At 36.2% G+C, this 16,032-nt stretch carries 16 protein-coding genes; 10 read left to right on the forward strand and 6 right to left on the reverse strand.

What is annotated here, in order from left to right; all coding sequences use genetic code 11:
• Positions 1-34 precede the first annotated feature (34 nt).
• The gene (locus tag Q0947_RS13215) at positions 35-913 is read right to left on the reverse strand and encodes a permease-like cell division protein FtsX (protein ID WP_299398524.1); all 879 of its coding nucleotides are present in this window, start codon (positions 911-913) and stop codon (positions 35-37) included.
• A gap of 254 nt (positions 914-1,167) precedes the next feature.
• Here Q0947_RS13215 and Q0947_RS13220 point away from each other — a divergent pair, with 254 nt between their 5' ends.
• The 5 genes from Q0947_RS13220 (at position 1,168) to Q0947_RS13235 (ending at position 6,656) form a co-directional block, all read left to right on the forward strand.
• On the forward strand, positions 1,168-1,680 hold the full coding sequence (locus tag Q0947_RS13220) for a porin family protein (RefSeq protein ID WP_299398529.1): 513 nt from the start codon (positions 1,168-1,170) through the stop codon (positions 1,678-1,680).
• A gap of 271 nt (positions 1,681-1,951) precedes the next feature.
• A complete protein-coding gene (locus tag Q0947_RS13225) occupies positions 1,952-4,942 on the forward strand; it encodes a class I tRNA ligase family protein (RefSeq protein WP_299398533.1) in 2,991 nt (996 codons plus the stop codon).
• Between the two features lie 197 nt (positions 4,943-5,139).
• Complete coding sequence (locus tag Q0947_RS13230) at positions 5,140-5,832, forward strand: zinc metallopeptidase (RefSeq protein WP_299398742.1); 693 nt, start codon at positions 5,140-5,142, stop codon at positions 5,830-5,832.
• Positions 5,833-5,930: 98 nt separating this feature from the next.
• Positions 5,931-6,083, forward strand: coding sequence for a hypothetical protein (locus Q0947_RS15205; RefSeq protein WP_366915505.1), 153 nt, complete (start codon positions 5,931-5,933; stop codon positions 6,081-6,083).
• A 36-nt stretch (positions 6,084-6,119) separates the two neighbouring features.
• A complete protein-coding gene (locus Q0947_RS13235) occupies positions 6,120-6,656 on the forward strand; it encodes a Bax inhibitor-1 family protein (RefSeq protein WP_366915506.1) in 537 nt (178 codons plus the stop codon).
• Positions 6,657-6,724: 68 nt separating this feature from the next.
• Here the strand turns inward: Q0947_RS13235 and Q0947_RS13240 are convergent, their stop codons facing one another.
• Entirely contained in the window at positions 6,725-7,195 is a 471-nt protein-coding gene (locus Q0947_RS13240) for an Lrp/AsnC ligand binding domain-containing protein (RefSeq protein WP_246925322.1), read from the reverse strand.
• 83 nt (positions 7,196-7,278) lie between these two features.
• Complete coding sequence (locus Q0947_RS13245) at positions 7,279-8,643, reverse strand: saccharopine dehydrogenase C-terminal domain-containing protein (RefSeq protein ID WP_299398540.1); 1,365 nt, start codon at positions 8,641-8,643, stop codon at positions 7,279-7,281.
• An 85-nt stretch (positions 8,644-8,728) separates the two neighbouring features.
• On the opposite strand from Q0947_RS13245, the gene Q0947_RS13250 reads away from it, so the two are divergent.
• Both Q0947_RS13250 and pckA read left to right on the forward strand, forming a co-directional pair.
• Positions 8,729-9,124 carry a DUF423 domain-containing protein gene (locus Q0947_RS13250; protein ID WP_299398545.1) on the forward strand — a complete coding sequence of 132 codons (396 nt, stop codon included), beginning with the start codon at positions 8,729-8,731 and terminating at the stop codon, positions 9,122-9,124.
• A 61-nt stretch (positions 9,125-9,185) separates the two neighbouring features.
• Positions 9,186-10,802 carry a phosphoenolpyruvate carboxykinase (ATP) gene (pckA, locus tag Q0947_RS13255; RefSeq protein ID WP_299398549.1) on the forward strand — a complete coding sequence of 539 codons (1,617 nt, stop codon included), beginning with the start codon at positions 9,186-9,188 and terminating at the stop codon, positions 10,800-10,802.
• A gap of 73 nt (positions 10,803-10,875) precedes the next feature.
• Here pckA and Q0947_RS13260 read toward each other — a convergent pair whose 3' ends face one another.
• Together Q0947_RS13260 and Q0947_RS13265 are read right to left on the reverse strand one after the other, a co-directional pair.
• Positions 10,876-11,625, reverse strand: a complete 750-nt coding sequence (locus Q0947_RS13260; RefSeq protein ID WP_299398555.1) for a uroporphyrinogen-III synthase — start codon at positions 11,623-11,625, stop codon at positions 10,876-10,878.
• A 15-nt stretch (positions 11,626-11,640) separates the two neighbouring features.
• Positions 11,641-12,294: a DUF4271 domain-containing protein gene (locus Q0947_RS13265; protein ID WP_299398558.1), complete on the reverse strand. Its 654-nt coding sequence runs from the start codon at positions 12,292-12,294 to the stop codon at positions 11,641-11,643.
• An 89-nt stretch (positions 12,295-12,383) separates the two neighbouring features.
• On the opposite strand from Q0947_RS13265, the gene Q0947_RS13270 reads away from it, so the two are divergent.
• The 3 genes from Q0947_RS13270 (at position 12,384) to Q0947_RS13280 (ending at position 14,975) form a co-directional block, all read left to right on the forward strand.
• Positions 12,384-13,106: a polyprenol monophosphomannose synthase gene (locus Q0947_RS13270; protein WP_299398563.1), complete on the forward strand. Its 723-nt coding sequence runs from the start codon at positions 12,384-12,386 to the stop codon at positions 13,104-13,106.
• A 91-nt stretch (positions 13,107-13,197) separates the two neighbouring features.
• The gene (locus tag Q0947_RS13275; protein ID WP_299398566.1) at positions 13,198-14,544 is read left to right on the forward strand and encodes a dihydroorotase; all 1,347 of its coding nucleotides are present in this window, start codon (positions 13,198-13,200) and stop codon (positions 14,542-14,544) included.
• Positions 14,541-14,975: a DUF4296 domain-containing protein gene (locus Q0947_RS13280; protein ID WP_299398570.1), complete on the forward strand. Its 435-nt coding sequence runs from the start codon at positions 14,541-14,543 to the stop codon at positions 14,973-14,975. The genes Q0947_RS13275 and Q0947_RS13280 overlap by 4 nt, the downstream gene beginning before the upstream one ends.
• 2 nt (positions 14,976-14,977) lie before the next feature.
• Here Q0947_RS13280 and Q0947_RS13285 read toward each other — a convergent pair whose 3' ends face one another.
• Positions 14,978-15,997 carry an NAD-dependent epimerase/dehydratase family protein gene (locus Q0947_RS13285; protein ID WP_299398574.1) on the reverse strand — a complete coding sequence of 340 codons (1,020 nt, stop codon included), beginning with the start codon at positions 15,995-15,997 and terminating at the stop codon, positions 14,978-14,980.
• Positions 15,998-16,032: the final 35 nt, after the last annotated feature.

A 16,032-nucleotide genomic window follows, 5' to 3' on the forward strand; every position in this document is an offset into this window, starting at 1 on the left:
GTAAACTGGAGAGTTTTTTTATTGAACTCTTTATTTAATAATACAAAGCATCTGTTTTCAAATTCAAGAAGCGTTGTGTTGCAATAAAAGTGCTAATCCAAGTAATAAGAATTCCTAAAAGAAATATAGCGGCAAACAGACTTCCAAGAAGTATTGGGTTTGATAATAATTGTAGCTCTGCAAAGGTTTGGTTGAGATAATACAACACAATGCCCATACCTATTAAGGCGATAATGGCACCAATTATTCCTAATTGCACACTTTTATAAATGAATGGTCTTCGGATAAATGATTTTGTAGCCCCAACCATTTGCATGGTTTTTATGATAAAACGTTTTGAATAAACAGCCAACCTAATCGAGCTATTGATGAGTAACACGGCAATCAACGTAAAAATGGCACTAATAACCAATACCCAAAAGGTGATTTTTTTGACATTGTCGTTCATCAATTCCACCAAATCATTATCATAACGAATTTCTTCAATGAATTTTTTAGCAGATAATTCATCAGTAATGGAAGTTAAGGTTTCGGTCGTTACATAATCGGCTTTTAAATGCACGTCGATTGAATTTTGCAACGGATTATAGCCCACAAAATCCATAAAATCCTCACCTGTTTCTGCTTTCATAGACTCAGCAGCGGCTTCTTTAGACACATATTCTGTGCTCTTTGTGTATTCTGCCATGGCCAAGCTTTTTTCGAGCTGGTTGACTTCAACTTCTTTGGCAGAATCATTTAAATAGATGGTTACAACCACCTGTTCTTTAAAGTGGTCAGCAACTTTTTTGGCGTTCAAAACCAAAAGCCCCAAGCAGCCCAATAAAAACAGGACCAATGCGATGCTTATTACCACAGAGAAGTAAGATGAAATTAACTTGCGTTTCTGATACCTATCAAAAGATGTACTCATACAATTTTAGTTGAAGTTGTAAAAATATAAAAGAAATCTGTTCCCATATGGTTTACAACGTTTAAAATTTCAATACTGCTATAATATGGCGTTACTTTATATAAATGCTGAAGAGATAGTGTATAATAACAGAATTCTGAACAGTATTAATATGATGTAGCTTTAAATTTTATATTTTTGATCTTGATAGGGGAAAACAATAATATTTTAATCTTTTAGTTTAGTACCTAATCAATTTCTTAAAACAGATTGTTATGAATAAAATTATGGTGCTTACTGTATTTGCAGTATTAAGTTTTTTCCAATATGGCAATGCACAAGATGTAAATTTTGGAGCTAAAGCGGGAATGAACTTCGCAAATCTAACCGGGGGAAATTCTGAAAGACTTGGAAAGGTGGATTTTCATGTGGGCTTTGTTACAGAATTTGTCTTTAGAAGAGGGCTATTTGGTGCCCAACCTGAACTTCTGTATTCTAGGCAAGGATCTAGCAGTGGAAGTAATAGTTTAGATTATATTTCTTTACCTTTAATGTTAAAATTTTTTCCTTTGAAATCCTTAAGCATGGACATAGGACCGCAATATTCTTTTCTAATAAATGGTAAAGATACAGGCGCTAATAATGCTGATTTTGGAGTAAATATAGGGTTGGGATATGACCTTAAAAACAATGTGTTTGCCCAAGCACGTTATAATTTAGGGATTACAAATGCATATGGCGATCTCAATAACAGTGTTTTTCAGTTCTCGGTAGGATATAAATTCTAAAATATAACACATAAATTTATAAAGCGTCTTGAAATTTTCATGGCGCTTTTTTTGTTTTAAATAGTTGTCCACTGTTTAATAGGCTGTTTAAGCTCTAATTCTTAAATTTGCGCCTCTAAATTGATCCTTTTCAGGGGCATGTTGTGGGATTGTTGAATTTATATCACACAACTCGGAATTATTAAATTTAGAAGCTCATAATGAATCACAATCTATGAGCAATAGAAAACAAATTAAGTAAACTAAAATACCTGTAATTGCAGGCATTATTATGAATTACAATTTCAACGAGATAGAGAAAAAATGGCAAGACCATTGGGCGAAAAACCAAACGTTTAAAGCCAAAAATAATAGTGATTTACCAAAATATTATGTTTTGGACATGTTTCCTTACCCAAGTGGTGCGGGGTTACATGTTGGGCATCCGTTAGGCTATATCGCGAGCGATATTTATGCACGCTACAAGCGCCATAAAGGTTTCAACGTATTGCATCCTCAAGGTTATGACAGTTTTGGGTTGCCTGCGGAACAATATGCTATTCAAACAGGACAGCATCCTGCAGTTACAACTGAAGAAAATATCAAAACCTATCGCCGTCAATTAGATCAAATTGGATTTTCGTTTGATTGGAGTAGGGAAGTCAGAACTTCTGATCCATCTTATTATAAATGGACGCAGTGGATTTTTATCCAACTCTTTGAGTCTTGGTATAACATTGATACGAATAAGGCCGAATCTATAGATACATTGATTTCCGTTTTTGATGCTGAAGGAAATGCGAACGTAAATGCGGTTTGTGATGATGATATCGAAAGTTTTTCGGCAGCAGATTGGAAATCGTTTTCTTCCGAGAAAAAACAAGGAATTCTTCTGAAATATAGATTGACTTATTTAGCAGAAACGGAAGTGAACTGGTGCCCAGCCTTAGGAACTGTTTTAGCAAATGATGAAATTGTTAATGGTGTGTCTGAGCGTGGCGGTCATCCTGTAATTAGAAAAAAAATGACCCAATGGTCTATGCGCATTTCTGCTTATGCTGAGCGTTTATTACAAGGTTTGGACCAAATTGATTGGACGGATTCACTTAAAGAAAGTCAACGCAACTGGATTGGAAAATCGGTGGGAGCAAGTGTGACTTTTAATGTTATTCCTAATGGCAAGTCTGATGCCTCTCATAAAATCCCGGTATTTACAACCAGACCTGATACTATTTTTGGTGTGAGTTTTATGACACTTGCGCCAGAACATGAGTTGGTCGCTCAAATTACAACTGACGAACAAAAAGAGGAAGTAGAAGCCTATATAAAGGCAACTGCAAAACGTAGTGAACGTGACCGAATGGCGGATGTTAAGACTATTACTGGTGCTTTTACAGGTGCGTATGCTGAACATCCATTTACTAAAGAGCCAATTCCAGTGTGGATTGGCGATTATGTGTTGGCAGGTTACGGAACAGGAGCAGTGATGTCTGTTCCATGTGGTGACCAGCGTGACTATGATTTTGCAAAACACTTTAACATTCCTATTCCTAATATTTTTGAAGGTGTAGATATCTCGGAAGAAGCTTATGCGGCTAAAGATAATGTCGTGATTGCCAATTCTGATTTCTTAACAGGGTTGTCGTTTAAAGAAGCTACAAAGAAAGCTATTGCCGAACTCGAGAAACTAAATCAAGGTGAAGGTAAAACCAATTACAGGTTGCGTGATGCCGTTTTCTCCCGTCAGCGTTATTGGGGTGAACCATTCCCGGTCTATTACGTAAACGGAATGCCGCAAATGATTGATAAAAAGCATTTGCCTATCCGTTTGCCTGAAGTTGAAAAATATTTGCCAACTGAAACCGGCGAACCTCCTTTAGGACGTGCTGATGTTTGGGCTTGGTGTACGGAAAGCAATACTGTAGTTGCCAACGATAAAGTGAACAACACGACTGTTTTTCCATTGGAGTTGAACACCATGCCAGGTTGGGCAGGAAGTTCGTGGTATTTCTTTAGATATATGGACTCGAGTAATGATGCCATTTTTGCTAGTGAAGATGCATTAAACTATTGGGAAAGTGTCGATTTATATATCGGAGGAAGCGAACACGCCACAGGCCATTTATTATATTCTCGTTTTTGGGTAAAATTCTTAAAAGATAGAGGCTTTGTAAGTATTGAAGAGCCGTTTAAAAAGCTAATCAACCAAGGGATGATTTTGGGCACGAGTGCTTTTGTTTATAGAGTAGATTTGACGTCGACTGAAAATGATGATTTTTCAAAAGCGACTAATGTATACCTATCAAAATCTGTTTATGATAACATCATGAACGAGAAAGATTTTCAAAATGAGAGAATCATTCAATTAGCAAAGGAAAGCTTAGATGTTGATAATATTTCCAAAGAGACAGGATATAATGTTAAACCGACAGCGATTCATATTAAAGTACAATATGTGAATGCTTCAGATGAGTTGGATATTGAAGGGTTAAAGTCTGATGAAGAATATGGCGAAGATTTTAGAGACGCTATTTTTATTGGTGAGAATGACACGATAATCGAAGACGGAAATGATGTTTATAAAGTAGGCAGGGAGGTCGAAAAAATGTCGAAATCCAAATACAATGTTGTTAATCCTGATGCGATTTGCGAACAATATGGCGCTGACAGCTTGAGACTTTATGAAATGTTCCTTGGGCCTTTAGAACAAGCAAAACCTTGGAATACAGCAGGAATTACGGGTGTTCACGGGTTCCTTAAAAAACTTTGGAAATTGTATATCGGGGACACTGGTTTAAATGTTATTGATGAGGAGCCAACAAAAGATAACTTAAAAACACTTCATAAAACTATTAAGAAGGTTGAAGAGGATATCGAAACCTTCTCGTTCAACACCTCAGTGTCCACATTTATGATCGCGGTGAATGAATTGACTGCTCAAAAATGTAATAGCAAAGACGTTTTAGAATCCTTATTAATTCTGTTATCGCCTTACGCACCTCACATAGCGGAAGAACTATGGAGTCGATTAGGGCATAACGAATCAATTGCGACGGCGCCATTCCCAAAATTCGATGCGAGCCATTTGGTGGAGAGCAGTAAAAATTATCCAATCTCTTTTAATGGGAAAATGAAATTTACTTTAGAATTGCCAATGGACATGACTAAGGAAGATATCGAAAAAACGGTCATGGCACACGAAAAAACCATTGCGCAATTGGAAGGACGAACACCTAAAAAAGTAATAATCGTTCCTGGTAAAATCGTGAATATTGTAGGTTAGATGCTCTAAGCGTGGCTTTTGTTTCAGTATAGAAACAGTAGGCGAGGTGGTCTAAATTAGCTATAGAAAATAGGATGACTATTTTTTTAAAAGCACTCTAAAATAAAATAACTGACAAAATTACCTCATGTTATATTGGCGTACTTTTTGTTATATTTAATTAAATTTTAAAACATAATAATATGGGAGGAATAGGTATGGGCTATTGGGTTTTAATTGGTGGTATTGCACTAATTAGCTGGTTGGTAAGTAACCAATTAAAAAGCAAGTTCAAAAAATACTCGCAAGTCCATTTAAGAAATGGAATGAGTGGTAAAGAAATCGCTGAACAAATGTTGGCTGACAATGGTATCAGCGATGTGGAAGTTATTTCCGTAAAAGGACAATTAACTGACCATTATAACCCTGCAAATAAAACAGTAAACTTAAGTGAATCTGTGTATTCACAACGTAATGCGGCTGCAGCTGCCGTGGCTGCTCACGAATGTGGACACGCGGTTCAGCATGCACAAGCTTATAGCGCTTTAAAAATGCGTTCAGCATTGGTGCCTGTTGTGAGTGTTACTTCAGGAATGTCACAATGGTTAGTCATTGGAGGTTTAGTCCTTGGTGCCGCTGCAGGTGGAGGTTTTGGCTATTACATTGCCATTGCAGGTTTGGTCTTTATGGGCTTCGCTACCTTATTTAGTTTTATTACGTTGCCAGTAGAATATGACGCAAGTAATAGAGCGTTGGCTTGGTTAAAAGCGAAAAACATAGTTACTCCAGAAGAATATAAAGGCTCGGAAGATGCACTTAAATGGGCTGCAAGAACCTATTTGGTTGCCGCAATTGGTGCTTTAGCATCGCTATTGTATTGGGCAATGCAAGTTTTTGGTGGCAGAGATTAATTTTATAAATCTATATTAGAAATAAAACCGAACGCACATTGTTGTCGTTCGGTTTATTTTTTTGCTTATTTTTATTTTCTAACCTAACACATTTATATATGGAACAACAACCTACTGATAGTCCTTTTAATAGTTTCGACGCGAAATTATTGGTGCACACTTCTGATGCTGAACGTGTCGATTTTTATAAGAAAACTTACGGGCATGTTGCTGGCGGTGTTTTGGTTTTTATCATTTTTGAATACCTCTAATTACAAAGTGAAACAATTGTAAATTTTGCCTTGTCCATGACGGAAGGTTATAAGTGGTTGATTATGTTGGGAGGTTTTATGTTTATTACCAGTTATGCGGAACGTATGACCATGAAATCGCCAGATAAAAACAAACAATACTTGGCTTACGGACTCTACATTCTCGCGCAAGCCTTTATTTTTGTGCCGTTAATTTACATTGCTGCATTTTATATGGATTCTGGTCCGGAGATTTTAAATCAGGCAGCAATTGTCACCTTAGCCTTATTTACGGGATTGTCAGCAGTAGTCTTCGTTACTAAAAAAGATTTCTCGTTTATTAAAACAGGTTTGACCGTTGGTTTTTTTATAGCTATCGGATTAATCATTGCAGGAACCTTATTCGGGTTCAATTTAGGATTGTGGTTTTCTGTAGGGATGTGTTTGTTGGCAGGAGGTTCAATTCTGTACCAAACTTCCAACTTAGTGAACAAATATTCAACAGACGATTATATTCCTGCGGCCTTAGGGTTGTTCGCATCTTTAATGTTGCTGTTTTGGTATGTGCTTCAGATTTTTATGTCGAGAGATTAAATTTTGATAACATCATATAATTAAAAAACTCCTGAAATCTCAGGAGTTTTTTTATAATAGAATGTTTCTTAAATCTGAATTTGCCGATCAATCTGCTGATTTAAGGAGATAAACGTTTCCGTTCGCGATACACCTGCAATAGATTGAATTTCCTTGTTGAGCAAGTGCATCAGATGTTCATTATCCTTACATAGAATTTTGATCAGAATACTCCAGTTTCCCGTAGTATAATGACATTCCAATACTTCAGGGATTTTTTGAAGCTGCTTTACGGCTTCAGGATTGCTCATGGCCTTATCTAAATAAATTCCAACAAAAGCCATCGTGGTATAGCCTAATATCTTCGGATTGATTACAAACTTAGACCCCGATATCAATCCCGATTTTTCAAGTTTTCTCAAACGTTGATGAATCGCAGCACCCGAAATACCAACGTTTCTCGCAATTTCTAAAATTGGAGTTCTGGCATCTTCCATCAGGGCACGAAGGATTTTCTTATCGATACCATCAATTTGAATATTCTGATTTACTATTTTCATAAGCACTTCCTACAATGCAGGAATCTCATTTGTTTATTATAATGTAATAATCAAGTTTTCGTCTTTTTTAGAACTGTACTTTCTTAGGCGTTTAAAGGATTGTAGCCTAAATAAGGGACTTCCTTTTCAGTAAACTTGATGTCAAACTCTTCCAATTCTGATAAAATTGGTCCGTAAACTTCTTTAGTGATCGGAATCTGAACACCAGGCGTTACAATCTTACCATTTAAAATCGCTAATGTAGCGATGGCTACAGGCAATCCAACAGTTTTTGCCATGGCGGTATAGGTCATGTCTTCGCCTAAGGCAACCATTGTAGAATCAATTTGATGCATTTTTCCATCTAGTTCATATCCAAATTTGTGATACATCACTAACATGTCCTTGTCATCATCATGAAGCGTCCAACTGTCCATCAATATTTTTTGCAGAATTTCTGCCGGAGTAGCTTTTTTAAGGCCCACCATTTTGTGTCGGTTGAAAATGTCTAATTCTTCAAATTTCTCCCAAATAATATCGTCTTGATCAATTTTGAGCGATAGTCGGAACTTTAGCTCTACAGAATCTGTTGTACTATAAGGTAAAAACGCATTGACGAAATCGCGATAGCTCATGTTTTCACTATCATCTATCGTGTAACTGTCGTCAGTCATTCCTAATTGTACAAAAACATTCCACGCTCTACTAAATCCGACGCGACGCATCGTGCCTCTATAAAGTGTTTTAATATGATCTAATCCATAAACACTTTGGTATTTGAGTGAATCTCTATTGGCATACGCTTCAAAACGGCCGTAACCATCCACATCTAAAAATTCAGTTCTTCTAAATAATCGGTGGTAAGGAATGTATTTATAATTGCCTTCTTGGATAAATTTTGCCGCGCTACCTTGTCCGGCAACAACCACATTTCTTGGGTTCCAGGTAAATTTATAGTTCCATAGATTATTGTCGCTTTCTGGTGCTACCAATCCGCCGGCAAACGATTCAAACAACACCATTTTTCCGCCTTTTGCCCTGATGCTGTCAATAACTTTCATGGCGCTCATATGATCAATACCAGGATCTACCCCAATTTCATTCATAAACACCAAGCCTTTGTTTTTTGCAGCCTGGTCAAGATCTTCCATTTCCTTACTCACGTAAGAAGCGGTCACCATATTTTTGCCGTAAGTGATGCAGTCTTTTGCAACTTCAATATGATATCGTGCAGGAAGCATGGAGACGACTATATCCGCATTTTCAATAGCGTTTTGACGTGATTGATTGTCAAAAACATCTAAGGTAATTGCTTGGGCATGTTCGTGGTTTTTAATCAGTTTATTTGCATTTTGGGTATCTATATCGCCAATAATAATATGTAAATTTTCAGTGGTCGATTTTTCTAGTAAATATTTAATGAGGTAAGAAGAAGATTTTCCTGAACCTATGACTAATATCTTTCGCATAATGGGAATTCTTGAGTAGTTTTGTGTTTTACAAATACGAATTTACTAAATAACTATTGGTTATTGTAGGCATTAATATAAATATATGAATAGAACAATTTTAATAACCGCAGCCATTTTTGGCATAATTGCCATAGCGTTGGGCGCATTTGGGGCACATGGTTTAAAACAATTGATTTCAGTAGAAGCACAGCAGACCTTTGAAACGGGCGTGCGCTATCAAATGTATCATGCTTTGTTATTGTTATTTGTGGGGACAACTACCTTTATCAAGGAAAAATCGAAGACAATTATCTATTATTTGGTAGTGGTTGGGATTCTGTTTTTCTCAGGGTCTATCTACGGGTTGGCCACTATGGAGGTCACGAATATCAACTTTAAAAGCATCGGATTTATAACGCCAATTGGAGGTCTTTTATTAATCCTTTCTTGGGTTTTAATAATGGTCTCTTTTTTAAAAGAGAAACGTTATAATTCTTAAAAAGAAGTGCATACTTTAAAATAATTGCTAATTTTGTAGCCACAAACAACACAATATTATTATGGCCAATAACACCCAAACTACGAAATCGATTTCGTTAGATGAGTACGGTATTAAAAATGCCGAAGTACATTACCAATTACATCCAGAAAGACTTCATGACATCGCAATTGCTAAGGGTCAAGGGGTTGAAGCATCTTCTGGCGCGTTGGCAGTAAACACAGGAGAGTTTACTGGACGTTCGCCTCAGGATAGATTCATTGTTAAAGATGAGGTTACTAAGGACCGTGTGTGGTGGGGGAATATCAACATTGCATTTGATCCGGACGATTTTCAGAAATTGTACGATAAGGTAACAAATTATCTTTCAGGAAAAGAGGTTTTTGTAAGAGATAGCTACGCTTGCGCAGATGAAAAATACAAATTAAATATCAGGGTTATTACTGAGTATGCTTGGAGCAATCAATTTGCTTATAATATGTTTTTGCGTCCAACAGAAAAGGAATTGGAGAATTTTACTCCAGAATGGACTATTGTAAACGCACCTGGATTTATGGCGGATCCTGCAGTAGATAAAACACGTCAACATAACTTTGCAATTTTAGATTTTACTCGAAAAATCGCCCTTATTGGAGGAACAGGTTATACTGGGGAGATTAAGAAAGGAATTTTTTCTGCCTTGAATTTCATCTTGCCAGTATTTAAAAATACATTACCAATGCACTGTAGTGCCAACATTGGTAAAGATAATGACACAGCTATCTTCTTCGGATTGTCTGGAACTGGAAAAACAACTTTATCTGCAGATCCTAGCAGACGTTTAATTGGAGATGATGAGCACGGTTGGACAAAGGAAAACGCGGTATTCAACTTTGAAGGTGGATGCTATGCAAAAGTAATCAACCTTTGTGAGGAGAATGAACCAGACATCTTTAAAGCGATTAAAAAAGGAGCAATTTTGGAGAATGTCATCATGGATGCCGATGGTAACGTCGATTTTGAAGACATCTCTATCACGCAAAATACACGTGTAAGTTATCCTTTAGATCATATTGACAATACTGTAATGCCATCGATTGGCGAGAATCCTAAAAATATCTTCTTTTTAACGGCAGATGCTTTTGGTGTATTGCCTCCAATCTCTAAATTGACACCAAGTCAAGCAGCATATCATTTCATTTCTGGTTATACTGCTAAAGTTGCTGGTACTGAAGCCGGAGTTGTTGAACCAACTCCAAATTTCTCAGCTTGTTTTGGTGCACCTTTCATGCCATTACATCCTGCAAAATATGCAGAAATGTTGAGTAATAAAATACAGGAGACTGGTGTTAATGTGTGGTTAGTAAACACTGGTTGGACAGGCGGTCCTTACGGTGTAGGTACTAGAATGAAATTGAAGTACACAAGAGCAATGATCAATGCGGTCTTAAATGGTGATTTAAAAGATTACACTTATGAAGATTACCATATCCATTCTGTATTTGGAGTAGCACAACCAAGATCATGTCCTGGAGTTCCTAGTGAAGTGTTGAGCCCAAGAACAACATGGAATGATGATCAGGCTTACTATACGACAGCTTTTAAATTGGCAAACTCTTTCCGAGAAAACTTCAAGAAATTTGAAAGCATTGCGAGTGAGGAAATCAGAAGAGGTGGCCCACAGCGTTACGCGTTTTAAACCACAAATTATATAAATAGAAAAAGGCGATTCAAATATTTGAATCGCCTTTTTTAGTTGTTAGTAAAAAAAATTATTTTCCTTTGTTTACCTTTTCGATGTACTTCTCCAAAGCCATAGTCATAGACGGTGTTTCAGGTGTCGGAGCCAAAATGTCAACGCGTAATCCATGTTCTTCAACAGCTTTTGCTGTAGTATTTCCAAATACAGCAATACGGGTGTCGTTTTGCTTAAAATCTGGGAAATTATGGAACAAAGATTCAATCCCTGAAGGACTGAAGAATACTAAAATATCATAGTACACATCTGCTAAATCAGATAAGTCGCTGATAACCGTTTTGTAAAAAACACCTTCTTTCCACTTAATGTTTAATGCATTAAGGGTGGCCGGAACCTCATCTTTTAATTTATCGGTAGTTGGTAATAAGAAGTTTTCATCTTTATATTTTTTAATTAAAGGAGAAAGATCTTCAAAGTTTCGCTTACCAACATAAATTTTACGTTTTCTATAAACCACATATTTTTGAAGGTAAAACGCTACGGCTTCACTCTGACAAAAATATTTAAGGGTGTCAGGAACTTTAAAACGCATTTCGTCCGCCACTCTAAAAAAGTGATCGACAGAATTTCTGCTCGTTAAAATAATGGCAGTGTATTGCGTTAAATCTATTTTTTGTTGTCTTACGTCTTTTGCAGGAACACCTTCTACGTGAATAAATGGGCGGAAGTCAATCTTTACTTTTTGCTTTTCTTGGAGATCAAAGTAAGGCGAATTTTCGATTTTAGGTTCAGGTTGTGACACTAAAATTGTTTTCACTTTCATAGGCTTGGGATGGTTTTAAGCTTTATATTCTACAATTATTTTATACAAAATCAGATAAGGCCCAATTTCAAGTGCGCAAAGATACAAAATAAAATAGAATATGTTGTTAATCACTGTCTTTTGATGAATTTTAAAGGAGGTGATAAACCCGACTATATTTATAAGCAGTAGAATTAAAATTACGGCCATAATAATTAGTTCTGATGGCTGTAATGTGTATAATAACAGAGCGTTAATGGGCAGTAGAATAATGCCAGTTAAATTTTTATAACTGATTTTCTGAAACAGATAGGTATCAATTAATCGGTCAATCTCGAAGACACTTCCTATAAGTCGTTCGGCTAAAATTTTTATAAGCGCGAGGGTACCAATACCAAAAATAAACTTCAAAAACACAGCTAACTCAAAGGTTTTCGTAGTTCCTAAAGTTAAGAATGAAAGGTATCCAAAAATTGAAATTGAAATAATGAGATTCAAAAATAGAAGCGCATCAAAGACATCAATGAATTTTTGATCCTTTGTGTAAATTTTGAGGTATTTTGAATTTCCGAAGACGCCAAGAAAATCTATAAACCGATTTGTGTAAGATACCTTGGCAATGGTGATGAAAATCAATCCCAAAACCATAAAAATGGTAAACCATTCGTAAGATATGACGTCTCTTAGCATGGCGCTAAATTATAAAGAATATTTTATCTGTTCATTTCAATAAAATTAATCTTTTAAAAAAACTTACTTTTGCTAAAATTTTCTACCAAATGAAAGACGCTATTGTCATCATTCCAACCTACAATGAAATTGAAAACATTGAAGCTATTATTTTAGCGGTTTTTTCGCAGGATAAAGCTTTTGATGTACTGGTGGTAGATGACAGTTCACCAGACTTGACGGCTGAAAAAGTCGAGCTGCTTCAAGCGGAGTTTCCTGATCGATTATTTTTGCTGAAAAGAAAGAATAAAACAGGCTTAGGGACTGCCTATATTGAGGGATTTAAATGGTGTCTCGCAAAAGATTATGCCTATATATTTGAGATGGACGCTGATTTCTCCCATAACCCGGACGATTTAGTAAAACTCTATACGGCGTGTGCCAATGAAGGTGCTGACGTCGCCATTGGTTCTCGGTACATTACAGGCGTTAATGTGGTCAATTGGCCAATGAACAGAATATTGCTGTCTTATTTTGCGTCTAAATATGTGCGTTTTATAACACGAATGAGAATTCAAGACACTACCGCAGGTTTTGTTTGTTATAAAAAGAAGGTGTTAGAGACTATTAATTTGGATGCCATTAAGTTTGTGGGTTACGCGTTTCAGATTGAAATGAAATTCAAAGCACATTTAAAAGGCTTTAATATTGTAGAAGTCCCTGTGATATTTACGGATCGGGCAAAAGGAAAATCAAAAATGAGCAGTGGCATTATTTCTGAAGCTATTTTTGGAGTTATAAACATGAAATTTAAAAGCCTATTTGGCAAGTAATATGAGACGAGCATGCTAAAAAAATCACCACCCAAGGGAATGATTAATTGCGAACAGCATGTGTCCGTTAAAAAACAATAGAAATAAACACATGAAAGCAAGAACGGTACTAATAAAAAATGCTAAAATTGTTAATGAAGGACATATTTTTGAAGGAGATATATTAATTGAAGGCGAGTTTATTAAAGAAATAGACACCAGAATTAGTGCAAAATCACCGGATGTTGTCGTTATTGATGTTGAAGGTAATTATGTGTTTCCAGGAGTTATTGATGATCAAGTGCACTTTAGAGAGCCTGGATTAACTCATAAGGCAACCATTGAATCTGAATCTAGAGCAGCAGTTGCTGGGGGAATTACTTCTTTTATTGAAATGCCAAATACGGTGCCTCAGACTACAACTATTGAAAAACTTGAGGAAAAATTTGAAATTGCTGCAAATTCATCTTATGCCAATTACTCCTTTATGTTTGGCGGTACGAATACCAATTTAGAAGAAGTTTTAAAAGTGGATTCTAAAAATGTAGCTGGTCTTAAGTTGTTTTTAGGATCGTCTACAGGCGATATGTTGGTGGATAATACTGAGGTATTGGAAAAGATTTTCAAAAGTACGGACATGTTGATTTCTGTACATTGTGAAGATGAAGCCACCATCAAAAGAAACCTTGAAGAACATATTGAAAAATATGGTAATGATATTCCTATGGAATGCCATCCTGATATCAGAAGTGCGGAAGCTTGTTATATTTCCTCGTCTAAAGCCATTGAGTTAGCTAAGAAAACGGGAGCGCGTTTGCATATTTTTCATGTGTCGACAGCGAAGGAAACCAAATTATTCACGAATAAAATTCCTTTAAAAGATAAGAAAATTACTGCTGAAGTCTGTATTCACCACCTTTGGTTTAGTGATGAAGATTATAAGAAAAAAGGCAGTTTAATTAAGTGGAACCCTGCAGTAAAAACCGCAAATGACCGTGATGAACTGTGGAAAGCGCTTTTAGATGGTCGTATTGATGTGGTTGCAACTGACCACGCACCACATACTTTAGAGGAAAAGAAGAATATTTATACTGAAGCACCATCTGGCGGACCGTTAGTACAACATGCATTGGTTGCTATGATTGAAGCGTATCACAACGGTAAAATCAGTTTAGAAAAAATTGCTGAGAAAATGTGTCATAATCCTGCCATTTTATTTCAGGTTGAAAAACGCGGCTATGTGAAACCAGGATATTACGCTGACTTGGCTATTGTAGATATTAACAGTCCTTGGACCGTAAAAAAAGACAATATTCTCTATAAATGTGGCTGGTCTCCATTTGAGAACACGTTGTTTAAATCGAGAATTACCCACACTTTTGTAAACGGAGCATTAGTATATAAGAATTTCAAGTTTTTAGATGTTAAAGCCGGAAAACGACTAACTTTTAACCGATGAAATATTTTAGTTACATAATAATTCTGATGTTGTTATTGGGGTGTAATGGTATTGATAAACCAAAAAAGCCTAAAAATTTAATCGGGAAGGAGAAAATGTCAGAGATCATGTATGATTTGTACATTTTAAATGCGGCCAAAGGTGTCAATAGGAAAATGTTGGAGGCGAACGCAATCATGCCGTTAGAATATCTCTATAAGAAATACGATATTGACAGTTTACAATTTGCCGAAAGCAACACTTATTATGCGTATGACACGGAAGGTTATTTAGCAATCATAGAAACTGTAAAAAAGAAACTAGAAAAAAATAAGGACTTCTACGAAAAACTGAATGTAAAGGAGCAAAATGTAAAGGATTCCATCAATGCCGCCAAAAAGAAGAAGAATGATTCCCTTATAGGGTTAGATGCTCCTTTACCGCAGCAATAAGACTACTTTTCTAAATCTCGTAGAAATAAGTCGGCGGTCTCCTTTATGGAAGTAGCCATTGGCTTGAATTGAAAATCCAACGCATTTTTTAATTTTGAAGCATCATATTTTTTGATGCTTTTTGCGCTATTGGTCACTTGTTTTGAAAGTCTACGGCGTTTGCCCGTAAACAGATGTTGTAACCAATCCAATCGCCAACCTATTGCCAGAATAAAAGCTGTAGCTTGTTTTGATGGCGGCTTTACTTTAAGCGCTATGGCTGTTTGCTGTAGAAAATCCTTAAACGATAGGTTCTCGGAAATAACAATAAAGCGCTCATTTTTTATATCGCTTTGCATCAATAAAATCATGGCTTTTACGACATCATCCACATCTACATAAGCAGTAATTCCGTTGGTGTAATAAGGCATGCCTTTATAAACTTTTTTAATCAGACTGCTACTGCCACCACTGTTCCAGAATCCTGGCCCGATAATAATTCCCGGATTAACAATCACTACATCAACGCCCTCTTGAGAACCACGCCAAACTTCCGTTTCGGCACCATATTTAGTAATGGCATAAATACTGTTGTCATCCTCTTGACTCCAATACGTCTCTTCGGTAATGAGTTGCTCCGGATTTTGATGATGGCCAATGGTAGCTATAGAACTGACATAGCACAGTTTTTTGATGCGGTTTGAAATACAAAGATTCACCACATTTGCAGTGCCTTCAATATTGATTTTGCGGAGTTCTAAATATTTATTTGGTTCAAAACTCACAAAAGCGGCACAGTGATAAACATAATCTACACCGTTAAAAGCCTCCTGCAAAGCGGGTATGTCAGTAATGTCAGCTTCTATCCATTCTATTTTGTTGTAAAGGGACTCAACGTCTTCAGTGTAGTATGAAAAGACATTTTTTACCAAATCTAATTTCTGCTCCCTTCTGTAAATTGCTTTTACTTTAGTATTGGTTTCCAATATTTTATAAAGCAAGTGGGAACCCACCAATCCTGTACCTCCTGTAACTAATATCATGAGACTAAAATAAAGAATTATTAGATATTAATTCC

This window comes from uncultured Gelidibacter sp. (assembly GCF_947500795.1).
Lineage (GTDB): Bacteria > Bacteroidota > Bacteroidia > Flavobacteriales > Flavobacteriaceae > Gelidibacter.